Source organism: Neisseria sp. P0014.S009 (genome assembly GCF_051958155.1).
Taxonomy (GTDB): domain Bacteria; phylum Pseudomonadota; class Gammaproteobacteria; order Burkholderiales; family Neisseriaceae; genus Neisseria; species Neisseria flavescens_C.
In genome coordinates, this window is record NZ_JBQCVS010000008.1 from 14,489 (window position 1) to 34,775 (window position 20,287).

Sequence of the window (20,287 nt, forward strand, 5' to 3'; positions counted from 1 at the left end):
TTACAGCACCATCGCGGCAATCCAGCCGGCAGCCATCAGCGGGATATTGTAGTGGATAAAAGTCGGGATAACCGAATCGCGGATGTGGTCGTGTTGGCCGTCGGCGTTCAGACCCATGGTCGGACCGAGCGTTGAGTCGGAAGCGGGGGAACCCGCATCGCCCAGCGCGCCTGCCGTGCCGACAATGGCCACGGTAGCCATTGGGGAGAAGCCCAAGCTGATGCACAAAGGCACATAAATCGCGGTAATAATCGGCAAAGTGGAGAAAGACGAGCCGATGCCCATGGTTACCAGCAGGCCGACAAACAGCATGGTAAAGGCGGCCATGCCTTTATTGCTTCCGAACAAAGCCATGCTGTGTTCGACCAAAGGCTGAATCTCGCCGGTCGCGTTCATGACAGCGGCGAAACCTTGAGCCGCAATCATAATAAAGCCGACCATCGCCATCATTTTGATGCCTTCGCCGAAGACATCGCTGGCGGCGGAGCGGTTCATCACGCCTAACATCATAAATACAGCAAAGCCCAACATAGCGCCCAATACCAGCGAACCATCGTACGAAAGCTGAATGGCAAAACACACGGCAATCGCCACGGCCGCCACCAAGCTGCGATAGGTTGAAGGCTCTTGTTGTTGCACTGCCGCACGGTTGTCTTCCGTGTCAGTGGTATTGTTCTGATAAATGCGCGGCTTGCGGTAGTGCAAAAAGGCCAGCAGCAAGCCGGACACCATGCCCAAAGCCGGAATCGCCATTGCGTGCATCACATTGATGCCGCTGGTGTCCATGCCTGCCGAGCGGATATTGCCCAACATGATGTCGTTCAAGAAGATGGCGCCGAAACCGTAAGGCAGGAACATATAAGTCGTTACCAAGCCAAACGTAATCACGCAGGCCACCAAGCGGCGGTCGAGTTTCAAACGATTGAACACCAACAGCAGCGGCGGAATAATCATCGGGATAAACGCAATATGAATCGGCACAATGTTTTGGCTCATCACGCCCATGCACAAAATAATCGCCAGCAGCAGCCATTTGACCGCGCCTTCGCCTTTCGCATTGCCTTCGCCGCCGTTGAGTTTGCGGATAATCACGCCGGCAAGCTGTTGCGGCAGGCCGGAATGAGTGATGGCCATGGCAAACGCGCCGAGCATGGCATAAGACAGCGCGATTTGCGCCCCGCCTTTCAAGCCTTCGTTAAAAACAGGAATAATCCCTTGCTGCACCACATCGCCGGCCGCGTTGGTTACATTCTCCAAAGGCATACCGGCCACCAAGCCGCCGACAAACGCGCCGACAGCCAAGCTGAGCACCACATGCACGCGCGATAAAGACAGCACAAGCATGATGATGACCGCAATTACAACCGCATTCATATCGTTCTCCGTTGTTTCAGACGGCCTGTTATGTAAAAACAGGCAATCATCTGTTTACATATTACAAATAAACATCATAACCCAAGCATGAAGCCTTTGCAAAAAACGACAGGCCGTCTGAAAAACAGACCATCGGTTTCAGACGGCCTGCCGTGAACCCTTATTCAGAGTTTTAATAGGGCGTGCGGTTCTGGCGATAAAAATATCTAAAAAACACGCGCTTCCTATTCTTTGCATATGGTACCAATGTTAAAATCGACACAATGTCTCGGTTTCAGGTTTGTCACTGAAATTAAAGCATTCATTGCTAAAACCCAATTCAATCATACAAACAAAGGAAAGAAGTGATGGATATTCTGACGCGGCTGCACAATCTGCCGCCCTCCCGCTTTCATTACAAACTTCTGGTTTTGGTCGGTATAGGCTGGTTGTTTGATGCCATGGATACAGGCTTGGTATCGTTTGTATTGCCGGCTTTGGGCAAAGATTGGGCGCTGGCTCCGGCGCAGTTGGGTTGGATTGTCAGCATTGCCTTTGTCGGCATGGCTCTGGGCGCAGTATTCAGCGGCTGGCTGGCGGACAGGTTCGGACGGAAAACCGTTTTTGCCGGTACGATGGTGGTGTACAGCATTGCCACAGGTTTGTGCGCGTTTGCACCTGATTTGACGGTTTTGCTGGTGAGCCGCTTTTTTGTCGGCGTCGGTTTGGGCGGCCAACTGCCCGTCGCCGTGTCGTTGGTCAGCGAATATGCGCCGCCGAAAGTACGCGGCCGTTTTATTGTGTTGCTGGAAAGCTTCTGGGGCTTGGGCTGGCTCTCAGCCGCGCTGGTGTCTTATTTCTTTATTCCGCAAACCGGCTGGCACAGCGCGTTTTTATTCGGCGCCTTGCCCCTGTTTTATGTGCCGTTGGTGTTGAAGTTTGTTCCCGAATCCGTGCCTTACCTGCTTTCCCACGGCAAAACCAACGAAGCGCACCGTTTGGTATCCGCGCTGGAAATCCAATCGGGCATCACGCCGCCGACAGAAGCCGTTGCCGCACCGGCCGCCCCGCGCGAACGCATCCGCTTCTTCCAACTTTGGCAACATCCATTTGCACGGCGTACGCTGATGCTGTGGCTGGTTTGGTTCGGCATCGTGTTTTCGTATTACGGCATTTTCACTTGGTTGCCCAAATTGCTGGTTGAGCAGGGCAATACCGTGGTCAAAACTTTTGAATATGTGCTGGTGATGATTGTTGCACAACTGCCCGGCTATATAGCCGCCGCGGCTTTGGTGGAAAGAATCGGCCGCAAAGCAACGTTGGCAGGCTTTCTGGCCGCTTGCGCCGCATGCGCATGGTTTTTCGGGCAAAGCACCACTGCGGCCGAAGTCATGATTTGGGGCAGCCTGATGTCCTTCTTCAACTTGGGCGCATGGGGCGTTTTATACACCTACACCCCAGAACTCTACCCCTTGCGCTTCCGTGCCTTCGCATCCGGCTGGGCAGGCGCCATCGGGCGCGTCGGCGGCATACTCGCGCCCATGGTGGTGGCGGCGATGGTGGGCAATAGTGGCGGCTTCGGTAATATCTTTATGATGTTTGCGCTGGTTATGCTGCTGATTGTGGCGGTAATCTTGGTATTGGGTGAAGAAACCAAAGGCCGTACGCTGGAAGACATCAGCCAATAAAAGATAGACATGAAAAGGCCGTCTGAAAAAGATTTTCAGACGGCTTTTGTCTATTTGAGCTTGTAATTTTAATACATCTTTTTTCTGTTTTTATCTTAATTATTGAGAAAAGCAACCAAAAATGACCGTCTTCGGTTGTATAAGGATAAAATCATTATACTTCAATAAATTAAAATGAATAAATGATAAAGAGGCCGTCTGAAAAGTTCAATCATGGTTTGTGATGTAGGTCAAAGCAAAATGTAACTAAATTACCTATAGTTATAGTAGTGAAAATTTATTAACCTTATTGCCACCTTTTATTAAGGAGATACACCATGAATGCATCAGCCGACAACGTCGTCAGCCCAGCCGTAGCCGAGGTAAACAGCCTGGTTGACAAGGGTTTACGGGCATTGGATGAGTTTCTTAAGTTGGATCAGGAGCAGATTGATTTTATTGTGGCTAAAGCCTCTATCGCCGCGCTGGACAAACATGGTGTACTCGCCATGCACGCGGTAGAGGAAACGGGACGCGGCGTGTTTGAGGATAAGGCGACGAAAAACCTGTTTGCCTGCGAAAATGTCGTGCGCCGCCTGCGCGATTTAAAAACCGTGGGCGTCATCAGCGAAAACGATGTAACCGGTATTACTGAAATTGCCGATCCGGTCGGCGTGGTTTGCGGTATTGTGCCGACAACCAATCCGACTTCCACCACTATTTTCAAATCCTTGATTGCGCTGAAAACCCGCAATCCGATTATTTTCTCGTTCCACCCGTCCGCCCAGCAGTGTTCCGCCCATGCCGCGCGTATCGTGCGTGATGCGGCGATTGCGGCCGGTGCGCCGGAAAACTGTATCCAGTGGATTGAAAAGCCGTCTATGGAAGGCACTTCCGCGCTAATGAAGCATCCGGGCGTGGCAACGATTTTGGCGACCGGCGGCAATGCGATGGTGGAAGCCGCGTATTCTTGCGGCAAACCTGCGCTCGGCGTCGGGGCTGGCAACGTACCTGCTTATGTTGAAAAAACGGCGGACATCAAACAGGTGGTACACGATATTGTGATGTCGAAATCTTTCGATAACGGCATGGTGTGCGCCAGCGAGCAAGCGGTGATTGCCGATAAAGAGATTTACAAAGAGTTGGCCGAAGAATTCAAATCCTACGGCGTGTACTTTGCCAACAAAAAAGAAAAAGCCATGCTCGAAGAGTTTATCTTCGGCGTAACGGCGAATTGCGCCAGCTGCGGCGGGGCGAAACTCAATTCTGCGGTAGTGGGCAAACCGGCAACATGGATTGCCGAACAGGCCGGGTTTAAAGTGCCTGAAAAAACCAACATCATCATCGCCGAATGCCGTGAAGTCGGTCCGAACGAGCCGCTGACCCGCGAAAAACTTTCACCTGTTTTGGCCATGATTAAGGCGGATTCGACCGAACAAGGTTTGAAGTTCGCCGAAGAAATGGTTGCCTTCGACGGCTTGGGACATTCCGCCGCCATCCATACCGCCGACGAAGAATTGGTCAAAACGTTCGGCTCCCGCGTCAAAGCGCTGCGCGTGATTTGGAATTCACCTTCCACCTTCGGCGGCATCGGCGACGTGTACAACGCCTTCCTGCCTTCTCTGACCCTCGGTTGCGGCTCTTACGGTAAAAACGCCGTCGGCGGCAACGTCAGCGCAGTCAATCTGTTAAACATCAAAAAAGTAGGCCGTCGGAGAAACAACATGCAATGGTTCAAAGTGCCCGCCAAAATCTATTTTGAACGCGATTCCATCCAATATCTGCAAGACATGAAAGACTGTGAAAAAGTCATGATTGTGACCGACCGTTCGATGGTTGATCTGGGCTTTGTCGATAAAATCACCCACCAACTGCATCAACGCAAAAACAAAGTGACCATCCAGCTGTTTACTGACGTTGAAGCCGATCCAAGCGTCCAAACCGTCTATAAAGGCACGGATTTGATGCGCAGCTTCCAGCCGGACACCATCATCGCGCTGGGCGGCGGCTCACCGATGGACGCAGCCAAAGCCATGTGGCTCTTCTACGAGCAGCCCCAAGTCGATTTTGAAGACTTGGTGCAAAAATTCATGGACATCCGCAAACGCGCGTTCCGTTTCCCTGAATTGGGCCGCAAAGCCAAATTTATCGGTATCCCTACCACATCGGGCACTGGCTCCGAAGTGACGCCGTTTACCGTCATCAGCGACGGCGACAAAAAATATCCGATTGCCGACTACTCGCTGACACCGACCATTTCGATTGTCGATCCTGCGTTTACCATGACCGTACCGGCAGGCGTAACCGCCGATACCGGTTTGGACGTACTGACCCACGCCGTAGAAGCATACGTTTCCGTACTGGCGAACGACTTTACAGACGGCCTCGCCCTGCAAGCCATCAAGCTCGTGTTCCAATACCTCGAACGCTCCTACAAACACGGTGCGGCCGATCCTGAAGCGCGCGAGCATATGCACAATGCCTCCACCATCGCAGGCATGGCGTTTGCCAATGCGTTCTTGGGCATCAACCACTCGATGGCACACAAAATCGGAGGTAAATATCACGTTCCGCACGGTCGTGCCAACGCCATCCTGCTGCCGCACGTCATCCGCTACAACGGCACGCGTCCGCAGAAAACCGCCACTTGGCCGAAGTACAACTACTACAAAGCCGACCTGAAATATCAGGAAATCGCCCGTACTTTAGGCCTGCCGTGTAGCACACCGGCAGAAGGCGTCGAATCCTTCGCCCGCGCCTGCCATGAGTTGGCGGTCAACGTCGGCATCAAAATGTCTTTGAAAGAGCAGGGCATCGATGAGAAAACCTTCCTCGATGGCAGAAAAGAGCTGGCCATGATGTCTTTTGAAGACCAATGCACCCCGGCCAACCCACGCCTCGCCATGGTCGCCGACATGGAAGAAATTCTGACCAAAGCCTATTACGGCGAATAAAATTTGGTAGATAAAAAGGCCGTCTGAAAACCAAGTTTCAGACGGCCTTTATCCGTATGGCTAAACCTTAAAAGTGGTTTAGACGACGATATTCACCAAGCGTCCGGGAACGACGATGATTTTCTTCGCAGGTTTGCCTTCCATGAATTTCACTGCGCCTTCGTTGGCAAGGGCGGCGGCTTCGAGGTCGGCTTTGGATGTGTCGGCGGCGACGGTGATTTTGCCGCGCAGTTTGCCGTTGACTTGAACCATCACTTCGATTTCGGATTTGACCAAGGCGGCTTCATCGACTGTCGGCCAGCCTGCTTCCCACAGTTTCGCGCCGTTCAATTCGCTCCACAAGGTTTCGCAGATGTGCGGCACGATGGGCCACAGCAGGCGTACGGCGGCTTCCAATACTTCTTGGGCGACGGCGCGGCCTTGTTCGCCGCCGGTGTCGGTTTTGTCGTATTGGTTGAGCAGTTCCATCACGGCGGCGATGGCGGTGTTGAACTGCTGACGGCGGCCGTAGTCGTCGCTGACTTTGGCGATAGTGGAATGCAGTTTGTGGCGCAGGTCTTTGAGTTCTTTAGACAAACCGTCTTGGCTGCCTGCGAACGCTTTGACCGCTTCGCCTTGCTTCAGGTATTCGTAAACGGTACGCCACAGACGACGCAGGAAGCGGTGTGCGCCTTCGACGCCGCTGTCGCTCCATTCGAGGGACTGTTCGGGCGGTGCGGCGAACATCATGAACAGGCGGGCGGTATCCGCGCCGTAGGCGTTAATCAGTTCTTGCGGATCGACGCCGTTGTTTTTGGACTTGGACATTTTTTCCGTACCGCTGATGACGACGGGCAGGCCGTCGGCTTTCAGAACAGCAGAAACAGGGCGGCCTTTGTCGTCGAAAGTCAGCTCGACATCGGCAGGGTTGATCCAGTCTTTGCTGCCGTTGGCGTTTTCGCGGTAGTAGGTTTCGCAGACAACCATACCTTGCGTGAGCAGGCGTTCGAACGGTTCGTCAACATTGACCAAGCCTTCGTCGCGCATCAGTTTGGTGAAGAAGCGCGCGTATAAGAGGTGCAGAATCGCGTGTTCGATGCCGCCGATGTATTGGTCGACCGCGCCCCAGTATTTCGCGGCGGCAGGATCGACCATGCCGTCTGAAAATTTGGGCGACATGTAGCGGAAGAAATACCAGCTCGATTCCATGAAGGTGTCCATGGTGTCGGTTTCGCGTTTTGCCGCGCCGCCGCAGCATGGGCAGGTGGTTTCGTAAAACTCGGGCATTTTTGCCAGTGGCGAACCCATGCCGTCGGGTACGACGTTTTCAGGTAGGACGACGGGCAGTTGGTCGGCAGGGACGGGGACGTCGCCGCATTGTTCGCAATGGACGATGGGAATCGGGCAGCCCCAGTAGCGTTGGCGCGAAATACCCCAGTCGCGCAGGCGGTATTGGGTTTTCGGTTCGCCTGCGTCTTGGCTTTGCAGCTTGGTAGCGATGGCGTCGAAGGCCGTCTGAAAATTCATGCCGTCCAAGTCGCCGCTGTTGACCAATACGCCGTTTTCTTTGTCGCCGTACCATTCTTGCCATTGGTTTGCGTTGAATGCGCTGTCGCCGACGGCAATGACTTGTTTTTTCGGCAGGTTGTATTTGGTGGCAAACTCGAAATCGCGTTCGTCGTGCGCCGGAACAGCCATCACCGCGCCGTCGCCGTAGCCCCACAATACATAGTTGGCAATCCACACTTCCAGCTTGTCGCCGTTGAGCGGATTGACGACGTAGCGGCCGGTCGGCACGCCTTTTTTCTCCATCGTCGCCATGTCGGCTTCGGCAACCGAACCGGCTTTGCATTCGGCGATAAATGCCTGCAACTCGGGTTTGTCGGCGGCTGCGGCGGTTGCCAGCGGATGCTCGGCGGCAACGGCGACATAAGTCGCGCCCATCAGCGTGTCGGGACGGGTGGTATAAACTTGCAGGAATTTCGCGTAATCGCCTTCCAAACCTTGTTTGCTGTCGTCTGAAACGGCGAAGCGCACGGTCATACCGCGTGATTTGCCGATCCAGTTGCGCTGCATGGTTTTGACTTGTTCCGGCCAGTGTTCCAGCTTGTCCAAATCGTTGAGCAGCTCTTCGGCGTAATCCGTGATTTTGAAGTAATACATCGGGATTTCGCGTTTTTCGATCAACGCGCCCGAACGCCAGCCGCGTCCGTCGATGACTTGCTCGTTGGCAAGGACGGTTTGGTCGACAGGGTCCCAGTTTACCGTGCCGTTTTTGCGATAGACGATGCCTTTTTCAAACAGCTTGGTAAACAGCCATTGTTCCCAGCGGTAGTATTCGGGTTTGCAGGTGGCGACTTCGCGCTCCCAGTCAATCGCAAAACCCAGGCTTTTGAGCTGGGTTTTCATGTATTCGATGTTGTCGTAGGTCCAAGCGGCAGGGGCGACGTTGTTTTTCATCGCCGCGTTTTCCGCCGGCATGCCGAACGCGTCCCAACCCATAGGCTGCATGACGTTGAAGCCGTTTAAGAGTTTGAAGCGGCTCAATACGTCGCCGATGGTGTAGTTGCGTACATGCCCCATGTGCAGCTTGCCGCTGGGGTAGGGGAACATGGAGAGGCAGTAGTATTTGGGTTTGGAAGCGTCTTCGGAGACGTTGAAAATACGGGCGTCATCCCATTTTTTCTGCGCCGCAGGCTCAATGGCGGCGGGTTGGTAATGTTCTTGCATGGTCATTCTGTTTTTCGCTTGAAAACGTTGGAAAAAATAAAGATGGGATTATAGCAGGTTGTCGGGCCTGTCGGTTTGACAAAGGCCGTCTGAATGTTTGGATGTCGGAAAAGCACAATTTCAGACGGCCTTGAAAATACTGACTTGAGTTTTTGATACTCGCCCACATATCCCACCCAGTTTGAATTCATTCTTAACACTATCAAAATTATGAGCAATAAAGATTTTTACGAAACCCTTGGTGTTGCCCGCAGCGCTAGCGACGATGAAATCAAAAAAGCCTACCGCAAGCTGGCAATGAAATACCATCCCGACCGCAACCCTGACAACAAAGAAGCGGAAGAAAAATTTAAAGAAGTCCAAAAAGCTTATGACACCTTGTCTGACAAGGAAAAACGTACCATGTACGACCAATACGGCCATGCCGCGTTTGAACAGGGCGCAGGTGCGGGCGGATTCGGTGGCTTTGGCGGTTTCGGCGGCCAAGGCGGATTCGGTGGCACGCAAGGCTTCGATTTTTCTGATATTTTCAGCCAAATGTTCGGCGGTGGCGGCAGCGCAGGCGGCCGTCAGCCGGATTACAGCGGCACGGACTTGCAGGTCGGCATAGAGATTTCGCTTGAAGAAGCCGCCAAAGGCGTGAAAAAACGCATCAACATTCCGACTTACGAAGAATGTGATGTCTGCCACGGCTCAGGTGCTAAGCCGGGCACATCCGCATCGACTTGTTCGACCTGTCATGGCTCAGGTACGGTACACGTCCGCCAAGCCATTTTCCAAATGCAGCAGACGTGTCCGACTTGTCACGGCACAGGCAAAGAAATCAAAGATCCTTGCGTCAAATGCCGTGGCGAAGGCCGCACCAAAACCAGCAAAACGGTTGAAGTCAACATTCCGGCAGGCATCGACGACGGTCAACGCATCCGCTTGAGCGGCGAGGGCGAGCCGGGTCAACACGGTGCACCGGCAGGCGATTTGTACGTCAATGTCCGCGTAAGACAGCACAAAATCTTCGAGCGCAACGGCTTGGACCTGCATTGCGAACTGCCGATCAGCTTTGCCATTGCCGCATTGGGCGGTGAAGTCGAAGTGCCGACTTTGGACGGCAAAGTCAAACTGCACATTCCGAAAGAAACGCAAACCGGCCGCCGTATGCGCGTGAAAGGCAAAGGCATCAAGTCTCTGCGTTCCAGCTCGACCGGCGATTTGTACTGCCACATTTTGGTTGAAACACCGGTCAACCTGACCGACCGTCAGAAAGAGTTGCTGGAAGAATTTGAAAAAATCTCTTCCGGCCTCAATCTCAGCCAAACCCCGCGCAAAAAATCGTTTTGGGAAAAAGTAGGCGAAAAAGTAGGCGATTTGTTCTCCGATAATTAATCGCTGTGAAAAAGGCCGTCTGAAACCTGTTTACATTAAGTTTCAGACGGCCTTTTTTATATTTTTCAGACTTTTATCATCTTTTGTTGCTTCAATATAATCTTCTGTGCCATTTCCAAAAACAGCTTCTGCTCGTCTGCCGACAGATCCGCCAAGGATTCTTGGTTGATGGCTTTGGCAATTTCGGTGGAGCTTGATTGTAAAGCACGCGCGTGTTCTGTCAGCATAATCAAACGGCTGCGTGCATCTTCAGGATTAGGCTCCCGTGTAATCAATCCGTCTCGCTCCATCCGTGCCAGAGTGTTGGCAATCGTTGCCTGCTTCAAATCGGCACGCTCAACTAATTCCTGTTGGCTCAAGCCGTCTTTATTCCATAGCTCGATCAAAATTGGAAATTGTGCAGGCGCAATCCCCAGTGGTTTTAAGCCTTCGCTCAATAAAATGGCAAATTGGCGGGCAATGTGGTTCATCAGATAGCCTGCCGATTCAGTTTTGAAAACTTCGTTCACTTTGTTTCCTTTAAAATCAGATTGTTGCGGATTATATCACAAATATAGCTTGCTATCTTAATTCATAGCACGCTATACTTATTTCAACTCGATAGCTTGCTATTTAAATGTTTTCAGACGACCTCTCTCAAATGTTCAAGGAAACCATAATGAACCGCAATACTTTATGCAAAATCCACGCCGCCACAGGGGTGGGTGCATTTTTATTCATCGCTTCGTTTTGGAGCAGCACCGTGTTCAGCGAACTCTTCGGCTCGCACGAAACTGTCGCCGCCGTGAAGCAAACCATTGTTTATGCGCTGTTCGGGTTGATTGCCTGCATGGCAACCGCAGGCGCAACAGGCATGAAAATGGGCGGCAAAAGCAAACACGCCGCGATTGCCGCGAAACGCCGACGCATGCCGTTTATCGCTGCCAACGGAATGCTGATTTTGCTGCCTTGTGCCTTTTTCTTGAATAACCACGCTTCTGCCGGACAGTTTGACAGCGTGTTTTATATCGTTCAAATCGTAGAACTGATTGCCGGTATAGCTAATCTGACGCTGTTGGGACTGAGCATGAAAGACGGATTTTCTATCCGTAAACCCAAATTGAAATCCATTTAATTGTTAATTTAAGAGAAAACATCATGAAACCTGATATTCCGCAACGTTACGGCACTACAACCCGCTTTCTGCATTGGACTATGGCGGCCTGCTATCTGTTTATGTTTGCAACCGCCATTGCTTGGAATATGGATGAAAGTCTGAAGTTTTTGACTAATCCTCATAAGGTGGTTGGCTTTCTTCTGCTGATATTGTCTGCTTGGCGTGTGATGCGGGCAATCCGCCAGTCCAGCAATCGACCGGTTGGCAGTATGGCTGCCAAACTTGGACATTGGGCAATGTATCTCCTGATGCTTGCCGTTCCAGTCACAGGTGTTATGAGACAAATTACTCAGGAAGGGCAGATTCACGGAGCACTGGCATTTTCGTTGTTGTTCTTGTCTTTGGGACATATCGGCATGGTCGTTTACCACTACATCAAAGGCGAATCCGTAATGCCCCGAATGTTCGGAAGAGATTAAATATCTCACATCAATTCAAACCTATAAGGATCTATCCATATGAATATCCGTAAAAAAACAGCTCTGATTGCCGCTGCTGCCACTGCCTTTGTCGCTGTCGCTGTCGGTTGTACTGCAAATGCCAAACAGTAGCAGGAAAAATGTGAGGCCTTTCAAAACAGTGTCGTCCTCATTAATACTTTTGAAGTGCCACAGGGTAAAGAAGCCGAAGCTTTGGCTTCTTGGCAAAAAGCGCGTGATTTTTTGAAAACCCAGCCGGGCTATATAGCTACGCGCCTGCACCAAAATATAGATCCAAACGGTAAATATCATTTGGTCAACGTAGCCCGTTGGTGCAATATGGAAGATTTTAAAGCCGCTACTGCCAAGATGCGTCAGGCCCTGCCGGATAATATGCCTGAAGGGGTTACAGCCAGCCCGGGTTTGTTTAAAGTGATTGAAAACGATATGCCGCATGGTTTTGGCAGATATAATGGCAAAGGATTCGGCCGTAAATTTGAAGTATGCGGCAAGTAATCGCAGGCCGTCTGAAACCTGCTTTACATTGGGTTTCAGACGGCCTTTTGTTTTTCTTTTTGTTGCTTTAAGCCATAGTTTGCCTTACAATCCGCGCTTCACTCTTACGGGAGTAGCCATTCGGCGCAATGCCGAAACCGTTGTCAACATAATCGGCTTGTGCGGCCGTGGCAGCGGTATCTTCTCTGCTTTATCGGAAGACAGGCAAGACGTAAGCGTTGTCCATACCCTTGCGGGCGGTATGCACAGCGCTTTTTGTTTGCCCGCTTTTCGGTTGAGTATCTTAAATCATGGAAGCTTTTTTCTCCTCGACGCTGGGCGTTGCTATTGCCGAAATTGGCGATAAAACGCAATTGCTCGCGCTCTTTTTGGCAGCACGTTTTGCCCACAAAAACGCGATTGTTGCCGGTATTTTTATTGCAACCCTGTTGAACCATCTTGTTTCAGCCGCACTCGGTGTCTGGCTGGCATCTGCTATTTCGCCCGAAGTCATGAAATGGGTGGTCGGCGGCAGTTTTATTGCGGTTGGATTATGGCTGCTGTTGCCGGATAAAGACGAAGACCCTGATGGCAAATGGTTGAAATACGGCGCATTTACGGCGACGGTCGTCCTGTTTTTCTTGGCGGAAATCGGCGATAAAACGCAAATTGCGACGGTTCTTTTGGCGGCAAAATACCAATCTATCCTGCTGGTTGTGGTCGGCAGTATTGCCGGTTTGATGATTGCTTCTGTGCCTGCCGTGTATTTGGGCGAAATGCTGATGCGCAAGATTCCGGCCAAAGCAGTGCGTATTACTGCATGTATCTTGTTCTGCCTGCTGGGTATTTTGACCCTGCTTGGTGACGGTATTGTGTTGAAGGCCGTCTGAAATGTGGGACATTGTTTTTGAACACGAAGACTTTGTAGTCATCAATAAGCCTTGCGGTGTATCGGTGCACAGCGAATTGGAAGGAGATGTTTGCCTGACCGCTTCGCTAGCGCAGCAGCTCGGCGTTGAACGCGTGTGGCTGGTTCACCGTTTGGACAAAGCCACCAGCGGCCTGTTGCTGCTTGCGCTCAACCGCGACAGCGCGGCCGCTTTGTCGGCGCAGTTTGCCGAAAAAACCATGCGTAAAACTTATTTGGCACTCGGTACGCACAAGCCGGCGAAAAAGCAGGGCTGGGTGAAAGGCGGTATGGTGCGTTCGCGGCGCGGTACATGGAAGCTGACGCGAGACGAGGATAATTTTGCCGTTACCCATTTCAGCAGCCAAAGCCTGAAGCCCGGTTTGCGCCTGTTTGTGTTGCAACCGTTTACCGGAAAAACCCATCAGCTGCGCGTGGCCATGAAAAGCATAGGCAGTCCGATTTTGGGCGATACGCTGTATGGCGGCGATGAGGCGGGACATCTGTTTCTGCATGCTTGGCGTTTGGTTTTCGACTATCGCAGCGAGCATTTCGATATTCGGGTTGCGCCTGATAAAACATGGCCGTCTGAAATCGATTTGTCGGCGTGTTTGGGTTCGGATGAGTCGGAATAGAAGCAGTGAGATTTTTGTATGTATGAAAAAAAAAGGCCGTCTGAAAATTGTTCAGACGGCCTTTTGATTATTTCAAGTTTACATTTCCAATTCGCTCAAACCCGGCAAGTCGGCAAAACAGCGGTCGTGCGTGATTTGGCAGAAGTTGTCCAGATAGCCTTTGTTGGCATCTTCCGTACGAATGGCGGCATAAAGTTTGCTTTGCAGGCCGTCTGAAGTGATTTTGCGGTGGACGACGTAGCCTTTTTCTAAATACGGCATGACTGTCCAATAGGGCAGGGCGGCGATGCCGCGTTTGCTGGCAACCAATTGAATAATGGCAATGGTCAGCTCGCTATGGCGGCGCGGCGGATTAATGCCTTTGGGTAGCAGCACTTTTTTGGGCAAATCCAGCATCTCATCGGGGACGGGATAAGTAATCAAGGTTTCGTCGATAAAATCTTCCGCTTCCCAAACGTCTTTGTCGGCAAGCGGGTGGTCTTCTGCGCAGATGCCAACCATTTCATAGGCAAACAGAGGGCGGTAGCTGATACCGTTGAGCGGCTCGGCTTCGGAAACAATGGCGAGGTCGGCGCGGTGTTGCAGCAATAGTCCGACCGGATCGGCTTGGAAACCGGAAACGATGTCCAATTCAACTTGCGGCCATAACGGGCGGAATTCGCCCATGGCAGGCATCAGCCAGTCAAAGCAGGTGTGGCATTCGACGGCAAGTCTGAGTTCGCCCGCTTCGCCTTCGATAATCCGCACCAAATCACGTTCGGCGGCGGCAACCTGCGGCAACAGCTCGCGCGCCAGTTGCAATAGGCGCATACCGGCCGGTGTGAAGCGCAAAGGTGTGGATTTGCGTTCAAACAACGGCGTTTCGTAATAATTTTCCAAGGCGCGGATTTGGTGCGACAGGGCAGATTGGGTCAGGAAAACCCGTTTGGCGGCAAGGGAAACGCTGCCGGTTTCTTCTAAAGCCAGCAAGGTTTTGAGATGACGCAATTCGATAATAGAGTCCATGTGTTTTCAGACGGCCTGTGGGTAAGGTGGGGTATATTAAAATAATTCATGATGATGTGCAAATGATTAATGTTGGGAATGATTGCTGAAATCGGAATGTAAGGATTTGAGGCATAAACAGATTTTGCGGTTAGAATGCGAAGCTGTTTTTGAAGATAGATATAAGGAGCGGAATATGGCTTTACGCCGCGAAATTCTGGCTTGGTGTGATGAGACATTGCAGGTCGGGCTGTTTAAGGACTATGCGCCCAACGGTTTGCAGGTCGAAGGCAAAGAAGAAATTGCCAAAATCGCCACTTCGGTTACCGCCAGCAAAGCTGCAATCGATTTTGCCGTAGCGCAGGGGGCGGATATGCTTTTGGTCCATCACGGTATGTTTTGGAAAAGCGAGCCTGTCACGATTACCGGTTGGAAAAAAGCACGCATTGAAACCTTGCTGCAACACCAAATCAATATGGCGGGCTACCACCTGCCGCTGGACGCGCACCCGCAACTAGGCAATAACGCGCAGTTGGCCGAGAAACTCGATTGGGTGCTCGAAAAACAATTCGGCGAGCAAAACCTGTTGAATACAGGCCGTCTGAAAACCACGCAAACGCTGGCGCAGTTGTCTGAACGCATCGAGGCGGTATTCGGCCGCAAGCCGACCGTTATCGGCGATCTTGAACGTGAAATCAAACGCATTGCCTGGTGTAGCGGCGGTGCGCAGGGATTTTTTCAGACGGCCGTAGACGAAGGTGTCGATGCGTATCTGACCGGTGAGATTTCCGAAGCGCAATATCACCTTGCCAATGAAACGGGTGTGGCGTTTATCAGCGCAGGCCACCACGCGACAGAACGTTACGGCGTCCGCGCCTTAGGCGATGCCGTGGCAGAAAAATTCGGTATCGAAGTGGTTCACTTTGATGAAAACAATCCTGCTTGAGTATTGAGCAATATCATAAAAACTTTACCTTATTTTAAATAATGCTTTGAGTATTACAACAAACTAGGTAGAATTACGCTGTTTAATGGCTCGGTATTCCCAAAATTTTAGGACGACTGAATAATGGATAATCAAGAAATCAACAACGGTCGCCGCCGTTTCCTGACACTGGCTACTTGCGGTGCAGGCGGTGTGGCGGCTCTGGGCGTAGCTACGCCTTTCGTGGCCAGCTTCTTCCCATCGGAGAAAGCTAAGGCTGCCGGTGCTGCTGTCGAAGTAGATGTCAGCAAAATCGAAGCAGGCCAAATGCTGACTGCCGAATGGCAGGGTAAACCGATTTGGCTGGTCAACCGCACAGATCAACAGCTCAAAGACTTGAAAAGTTTGGATGGCGCAGTTGTCGATCCTAATTCCGAAGTGGATCAGCAACCGGAATACGCTAAAAACGAGCACCGTTCGATCAAGCCGAACCTCCTCGTCGCTATCGGTATCTGTACTCACCTGGGTTGCTCTCCGACTTACCGTCCCGACATTGCTCCCGCCGACTTGGGCGCAGACTGGAAAGGCGGTTTCTTCTGCCCTTGCCACGGTTCGAAATTTGACATTGCAGGCCGAGTATACAAAGGTGTTCCTGCACCGACCAACTTGGTTGTACCGCCTTACAAATATCTGAGCGATACAACTGTTTTGGTGGGCGAAGACTAAAAATAAGGAACGATAATTATGGCAAACCAAACCAATAGCAAAGCAAAAGCATTGTTAGGCTGGATGGACGCTCGCTTCCCTCTGTCTAAAATGTGGAATGAGCATTTGGCTCAATACTATGCGCCGAAGAACTTCAACTTCTGGTATTACTTCGGCTCTTTGGCCCTGCTTGTCCTTGTGATTCAAATCGTCAGCGGTATTTTCCTGACCATGAACTACAAACCGGACGGCAACCTTAACGCCTACCATCTGCCTGCTGCCTTTACCGCAGTAGAGTACATCATGCGCGACGTTTCCGGCGGCTGGATTATCCGCTACATGCACTCCACCGGCGCATCTTTCTTCTTCATCGTCGTTTATCTGCACATGTTCCGCGGCCTGATTTACGGTTCGTACAAAAAACCTCGTGAATTGGTGTGGATTTTCGGTTCCCTGATTTTCTTGGCATTGATGGCAGAAGCCTTTATGGGTTACCTGTTGCCTTGGGGTCAAATGTCCTTCTGGGGTGCGCAGGTAATTATTAACCTGTTCTCCGCCATCCCTGTTATCGGTCCTGATTTGTCCACTTGGATTCGTGGTGACTTCAACGTTTCCGACGTTACTCTGAACCGCTTCTTCGCCCTGCACGTTATCGCTGTACCTTTGGTATTGCTCGGCTTGGTTGTGGCTCACATCATCGCCCTGCACGAAGTGGGTTCTAACAACCCTGACGGCGTTGAAATCAAGAAAAACAAAGACGAAAACGGTATCCCACGCGATGGTATCCCATTCCATCCTTACTACACCGTTAAAGACATCTTGGGCGTCGTTGTATTCCTGATTGTCTTCTGTTCTGTGTTGTTCTTTGCACCTGAAGGCGGCGGCTACTTCCTCGAGGCGCCAAACTTCGATGCAGCGAATGCGCTGAAAACACCTCCGCACATTGCGCCGGTATGGTACTTCACTCCATTCTACGCAATTCTGCGTGCGATTCCTTCGATGGCAGGTACTCAGGTATGGGGTGTAATCGGCATGGGTGCAGCAGTTGTATTGATTGCCTTGTTGCCTTGGCTGGATAAGTCACCTGTAAAATCTGTTCGTTACCGCAACAACTCTTTCAAAGTAATGTTGGCGTTGTTTGTTGTATCTTTTATCGGCTTAGGCATTCTGGGTGCATTGGTAGCAGATGATACTCGTACAGCTTTTGCTCGCGCATTCAGTGCATTCTATTTCTTGTTCTTCATCGGTATGCCTTTGCATACAAACCCTAAATGGTTGGCTGAAAAAGCTGGTGGTATTAAATATTTAATTAGCCTGTTTGTTTATGCAGCTTTAATTATTTATAACCTGTATTTAGTTGCAGTCTTGCCAAATTACATCGTTAAGGCGTTTGTTCTGGCTTACACTGTTTTCTTTGCAGCTATTCCATTCCTAAATGCGTTTAATAGCGAAAAAGCTACGCCTGAACGCGTAACCATGAGCACTACTAAACAAAAAATTATGTTCTTTGTTTATGTCGGTATTACCGTTGTTGGTGCTTACTTGTTTGCAACCAATATCTGATGAGGGCAGCGAAAATGAAACAAACTCTGAAAAACTGGTTTGCTGCCTTATTGCTGGCAGTGCCTATGAGTGCAGCCGTCGCCAGCGGCGGCCATGCAAACTATGAAAAAGTCGATATCGACCTGCGTGACCAAGTCAGCCTGCAGCACGGTGCGCAAATCTTTACAAACTACTGTTTGTCTTGCCACTCTGCAAGCGGTATGCGCTTCAACCGTCTGAAAGACATCGGTTTGACTGAAGATGAAATCAAGAAAAACCTGATGTTTACAACAGACAATGTTGGCGATGTCATGGTAGCGGCAATGGATCCGAAAGATGCTTCCAAATGGTTGGGTGCGCCTCCACCGGATTTGACCCTGATCGCCCGTTCTAAAGGTGCAGACTACCTGTACGCTTATATGCGCGGCTTCTATAAAGACCCAACTCGTCCGACCGGTTGGAACAATACCGTTTTGGCCGGCGCGAGTATGCCTCACCCATTGTGGGAGCAACAAGGTGTTCAAGCCGTTGAGTTGGATGCCAAAGGTCAGCCCGTTATGATTAAAGACGAGCACGGCAACCTGACTCCTAAACTGTATTGGGAATCTACCGGTCTGCATAGCCGTCGTCTGCCTAACGGTAAAGTAATCCAAAAAGAGTACGATGCTTATGTGCGCGATTTGGTAAACTACCTGGTATACATGGGCGAACCTGCTCAATTGCAACGCCACCGTATCGGTTACATGGTTTTGACATTCCTGTTTGCCGTAATGTTGCCGTTGGCGTACTTCCTGAAAAAAGAATTCTGGAAAGACGTTCATTAATTCTTTTGAATCAAAAAGGCAAACCTGTTTCAGGTTTGCCTTTTTTGTTTGCTTAATCAATTTATGTCGAATCAATGCAAATCTAAAAATTACTTAATGTAAACAGTGTGTTATTTTAAATTTCTGGATTAAGTGTTTGAAATTATGTATAATTCTTTCTAAATTTTTATAAGGCTTAAGGCCGTCTGAAAAGATTGATTAGGAGTAGAAGATTATGATGACTTTGTATTCGGGTATTACTTGTCCATTCAGCCAACGCTGCCGTTTTGTGTTGTACGAAAAAGGCATGGATTTTGAAATCAAAGATGTGGACGTGTTCAATAAACCTGAAGACTTGGCTTTGATGAATCCGTATAACCAAGTACCGGTTCTGGTTGAGCGTGATTTGATTTTGCACGAATCAAACATTATCAACGAATACATTGACGAGCGTTTCCCTCATCCTCAGTTGATGCCGGGTGATCCTGTTATGCGCGGTCGCGGCCGTTTGGTGCTGTACCGCATGGAAAAAGAATTGTTCAGCTTAGTGCAAGTGTTGGAAAACCCTGAATCTACCAATAAAGAACAAGCTAAAGCGCGTGAAGCCATTGGCAATGGTTTGACATTGTTGGCACCGTCTTTTACTAAAAACAAATACATCTTGGGCGATGACTTCTCCATGATTGATGTTGCCTTGTCTCCGCTGTTGTGGCGTTTGGACTATTACGACATCAAACTGGGTAAATCTGCTGCGCCTTTGCTGAAGTACGCCGAGCGTATTTTCCAACGCGAAGCCTTTATTGAAGCATTGACGCCGGCTGAAAAAGCCATGCGTCGTTAAGGGATGGATCTATGGCAACTTCAACCAAACCGTATTTGTTGCGTGCTTTGTATGAATGGTGTTTGGACAATAACCAAACACCGCATATCGTAGCTTGGGTAAATGAACATACCCGTGTGCCGATGCAGTATGTTCGCGATAATGAAATTGTTTTAAATATCGGTCCTACCGCCAGTCATAACTTGAATATCGACAACGAATGGGTCAATTTCTCTGCGCGTTTTTCCGGCGTGGCACACGAGATTTGGATTCCGGTCGGTCATATTGTCAGTATATTTGGCCGCGAAAGTGGAGAGGGTATGGGGTTTGAGGTAGAACCATATCAGCCTGCTTCTGTTGAAGCTGCGGAGGCCAAAGATAAAAAAGCTGAATCTGCGGAAGAAAAGCCGAAAAAAGTATTGAAGCTTGTGAAGTAATTAAAGACAAAAGGCCGTCTGAAATGTTTCAGACGGCCTTTATTAATTAGGTGTTGAAATGGCAAAATTAATGAGCAATCAGTTATTAATTAAGCCAAACAAAAAAGCTCTTGCGTTTAACAAGAGCTTTTTTGTTTAGTGGTGGAGGTAAGCGGGATCGAACCGCTGACCTCTTGCATGCCATGCAAGCGCTCTACCAACTGAGCTATACCCCCGAAATTTGGTGGCGAATCAGGGATTCGAACCCCGGACACAAGGATTATGATTCCTCTGCTCTAACCGACTGAGCTAATTCGCCGTTTCGTGAAGTCGCTATTATAGTTTTTTTTGAATATTTGGCAAGCACTAATTTTGGTTTTTTTTATTTCTTATTGTTTTTAAAAAATAAAAAGTAGG

The 20,287-nt window shown here is 50.2% G+C and carries 18 protein-coding genes and 2 tRNA genes; 14 read left to right on the forward strand and 6 right to left on the reverse strand.

All coding sequences use genetic code 11. From position 1 onward, the window contains the following. The gene (locus ACTHS4_RS07295) at positions 1–1,374 is read right to left on the reverse strand and encodes a Na+/H+ antiporter family protein (RefSeq protein ID WP_070826314.1); all 1,374 of its coding nucleotides are present in this window, start codon (positions 1,372–1,374) and stop codon (positions 1–3) included. A 347-nt stretch (positions 1,375–1,721) separates the two neighbouring features. Between ACTHS4_RS07295 and ACTHS4_RS07300 the strand changes: the two genes are divergently transcribed. Next, positions 1,722–3,041 (forward strand): MFS transporter, encoded by a 1,320-nt coding sequence (locus tag ACTHS4_RS07300; protein ID WP_371460351.1) that lies wholly within the window; start codon positions 1,722–1,724, stop codon positions 3,039–3,041. 317 nt (positions 3,042–3,358) lie between these two features. Further along, complete coding sequence (adhE, locus tag ACTHS4_RS07305; RefSeq protein ID WP_070826312.1) at positions 3,359–5,974, forward strand: bifunctional acetaldehyde-CoA/alcohol dehydrogenase; 2,616 nt, start codon at positions 3,359–3,361, stop codon at positions 5,972–5,974. Between the two features lie 78 nt (positions 5,975–6,052). Here the strand turns inward: adhE and leuS are convergent, their stop codons facing one another. Beyond that, on the reverse strand, positions 6,053–8,683 hold the full coding sequence (gene leuS / locus ACTHS4_RS07310; protein WP_070826311.1) for a leucine--tRNA ligase: 2,631 nt from the start codon (positions 8,681–8,683) through the stop codon (positions 6,053–6,055). 210 nt (positions 8,684–8,893) lie between these two features. Between leuS and dnaJ the strand changes: the two genes are divergently transcribed. Beyond that, entirely contained in the window at positions 8,894–10,063 is a 1,170-nt protein-coding gene (gene dnaJ / locus ACTHS4_RS07315) for a molecular chaperone DnaJ (RefSeq protein WP_070826310.1), read from the forward strand. A gap of 65 nt (positions 10,064–10,128) precedes the next feature. Here the strand turns inward: dnaJ and ACTHS4_RS07320 are convergent, their stop codons facing one another. Next, positions 10,129–10,572, reverse strand: coding sequence for a MarR family winged helix-turn-helix transcriptional regulator (locus ACTHS4_RS07320; protein ID WP_004518913.1), 444 nt, complete (start codon positions 10,570–10,572; stop codon positions 10,129–10,131). A 149-nt stretch (positions 10,573–10,721) separates the two neighbouring features. On the opposite strand from ACTHS4_RS07320, the gene ACTHS4_RS07325 reads away from it, so the two are divergent. The 5 genes from ACTHS4_RS07325 (at position 10,722) to ACTHS4_RS07345 (ending at position 13,675) form a co-directional block, all read left to right on the forward strand. Continuing rightward, on the forward strand, positions 10,722–11,177 hold the full coding sequence (locus ACTHS4_RS07325) for a hypothetical protein (protein WP_440365655.1): 456 nt from the start codon (positions 10,722–10,724) through the stop codon (positions 11,175–11,177). Between the two features lie 23 nt (positions 11,178–11,200). Further along, positions 11,201–11,638, forward strand: a complete 438-nt coding sequence (locus ACTHS4_RS07330) for a cytochrome b (protein ID WP_070826308.1) — start codon at positions 11,201–11,203, stop codon at positions 11,636–11,638. Positions 11,639–11,809: 171 nt separating this feature from the next. Beyond that, positions 11,810–12,154 (forward strand): antibiotic biosynthesis monooxygenase family protein, encoded by a 345-nt coding sequence (locus ACTHS4_RS07335; RefSeq protein ID WP_440365674.1) that lies wholly within the window; start codon positions 11,810–11,812, stop codon positions 12,152–12,154. 290 nt (positions 12,155–12,444) lie between these two features. Beyond that, on the forward strand, positions 12,445–13,023 hold the full coding sequence (locus ACTHS4_RS07340; RefSeq protein WP_128580150.1) for a TMEM165/GDT1 family protein: 579 nt from the start codon (positions 12,445–12,447) through the stop codon (positions 13,021–13,023). Between the two features lies 1 nt (position 13,024). Continuing rightward, positions 13,025–13,675 (forward strand): TIGR01621 family pseudouridine synthase, encoded by a 651-nt coding sequence (locus tag ACTHS4_RS07345; protein WP_440365656.1) that lies wholly within the window; start codon positions 13,025–13,027, stop codon positions 13,673–13,675. Positions 13,676–13,753: 78 nt separating this feature from the next. Here the strand turns inward: ACTHS4_RS07345 and ACTHS4_RS07350 are convergent, their stop codons facing one another. Next, complete coding sequence (locus ACTHS4_RS07350) at positions 13,754–14,680, reverse strand: LysR family transcriptional regulator (protein ID WP_003748251.1); 927 nt, start codon at positions 14,678–14,680, stop codon at positions 13,754–13,756. Between the two features lie 175 nt (positions 14,681–14,855). On the opposite strand from ACTHS4_RS07350, the gene ACTHS4_RS07355 reads away from it, so the two are divergent. From ACTHS4_RS07355 to ACTHS4_RS07380, 6 genes are all read left to right on the forward strand, one after another. Then, the gene (locus ACTHS4_RS07355) at positions 14,856–15,605 is read left to right on the forward strand and encodes a Nif3-like dinuclear metal center hexameric protein (protein WP_440365657.1); all 750 of its coding nucleotides are present in this window, start codon (positions 14,856–14,858) and stop codon (positions 15,603–15,605) included. 123 nt (positions 15,606–15,728) lie between these two features. Then, complete coding sequence (petA, locus tag ACTHS4_RS07360; protein WP_070606098.1) at positions 15,729–16,310, forward strand: ubiquinol-cytochrome c reductase iron-sulfur subunit; 582 nt, start codon at positions 15,729–15,731, stop codon at positions 16,308–16,310. A gap of 18 nt (positions 16,311–16,328) precedes the next feature. Then, entirely contained in the window at positions 16,329–17,852 is a 1,524-nt protein-coding gene (locus tag ACTHS4_RS07365) for a cytochrome b (RefSeq protein ID WP_168163289.1), read from the forward strand. A 14-nt stretch (positions 17,853–17,866) separates the two neighbouring features. Then, a complete protein-coding gene (locus tag ACTHS4_RS07370) occupies positions 17,867–18,655 on the forward strand; it encodes a cytochrome c1 (RefSeq protein WP_003748257.1) in 789 nt (262 codons plus the stop codon). Between the two features lie 214 nt (positions 18,656–18,869). After that, complete coding sequence (locus ACTHS4_RS07375; protein ID WP_039861850.1) at positions 18,870–19,475, forward strand: glutathione S-transferase N-terminal domain-containing protein; 606 nt, start codon at positions 18,870–18,872, stop codon at positions 19,473–19,475. Positions 19,476–19,486: 11 nt separating this feature from the next. Beyond that, the gene (locus tag ACTHS4_RS07380) at positions 19,487–19,891 is read left to right on the forward strand and encodes a ClpXP protease specificity-enhancing factor (protein ID WP_070826306.1); all 405 of its coding nucleotides are present in this window, start codon (positions 19,487–19,489) and stop codon (positions 19,889–19,891) included. 139 nt (positions 19,892–20,030) lie between these two features. Here the strand turns inward: ACTHS4_RS07380 and ACTHS4_RS07385 are convergent. Together ACTHS4_RS07385 and ACTHS4_RS07390 are read right to left on the reverse strand one after the other, a co-directional pair. Next, positions 20,031–20,106: transfer RNA gene (locus ACTHS4_RS07385), tRNA-Ala, on the reverse strand. 6 nt (positions 20,107–20,112) lie between these two features. Continuing rightward, a tRNA-Met gene (locus tag ACTHS4_RS07390) sits at positions 20,113–20,189 on the reverse strand. Positions 20,190–20,287 lie beyond the last annotated feature (98 nt).

Bases quoted from the DNA above. Each gene is read 5' to 3' on its own strand.
- ACTHS4_RS07295 (WP_070826314.1), bottom strand. From the start codon at position 1,374: ATGAATGCGGTTGTAATTGCGGTCATCATCATGCTTGTGCTGTCTTTA.
- ACTHS4_RS07300 (WP_371460351.1), top strand. From the start codon at position 1,722: ATGGATATTCTGACGCGGCTGCACAATCTGCCGCCCTCCCGCTTTCAT.
- adhE (WP_070826312.1), top strand. From the start codon at position 3,359: ATGAATGCATCAGCCGACAACGTCGTCAGCCCAGCCGTAGCCGAGGTA.
- leuS (WP_070826311.1), bottom strand. From the start codon at position 8,683: ATGCAAGAACATTACCAACCCGCCGCCATTGAGCCTGCGGCGCAGAAA.
- dnaJ (WP_070826310.1), top strand. From the start codon at position 8,894: ATGAGCAATAAAGATTTTTACGAAACCCTTGGTGTTGCCCGCAGCGCT.
- ACTHS4_RS07325 (WP_440365655.1), top strand. From the start codon at position 10,722: ATGAACCGCAATACTTTATGCAAAATCCACGCCGCCACAGGGGTGGGT.
- ACTHS4_RS07330 (WP_070826308.1), top strand. From the start codon at position 11,201: ATGAAACCTGATATTCCGCAACGTTACGGCACTACAACCCGCTTTCTG.
- ACTHS4_RS07340 (WP_128580150.1), top strand. From the start codon at position 12,445: ATGGAAGCTTTTTTCTCCTCGACGCTGGGCGTTGCTATTGCCGAAATT.
- ACTHS4_RS07345 (WP_440365656.1), top strand. From the start codon at position 13,025: ATGTGGGACATTGTTTTTGAACACGAAGACTTTGTAGTCATCAATAAG.
- ACTHS4_RS07350 (WP_003748251.1), bottom strand. From the start codon at position 14,680: ATGGACTCTATTATCGAATTGCGTCATCTCAAAACCTTGCTGGCTTTA.
- ACTHS4_RS07355 (WP_440365657.1), top strand. From the start codon at position 14,856: ATGGCTTTACGCCGCGAAATTCTGGCTTGGTGTGATGAGACATTGCAG.
- petA (WP_070606098.1), top strand. From the start codon at position 15,729: ATGGATAATCAAGAAATCAACAACGGTCGCCGCCGTTTCCTGACACTG.
- ACTHS4_RS07365 (WP_168163289.1), top strand. From the start codon at position 16,329: ATGGCAAACCAAACCAATAGCAAAGCAAAAGCATTGTTAGGCTGGATG.
- ACTHS4_RS07370 (WP_003748257.1), top strand. From the start codon at position 17,867: ATGAAACAAACTCTGAAAAACTGGTTTGCTGCCTTATTGCTGGCAGTG.
- ACTHS4_RS07375 (WP_039861850.1), top strand. From the start codon at position 18,870: ATGATGACTTTGTATTCGGGTATTACTTGTCCATTCAGCCAACGCTGC.
- ACTHS4_RS07380 (WP_070826306.1), top strand. From the start codon at position 19,487: ATGGCAACTTCAACCAAACCGTATTTGTTGCGTGCTTTGTATGAATGG.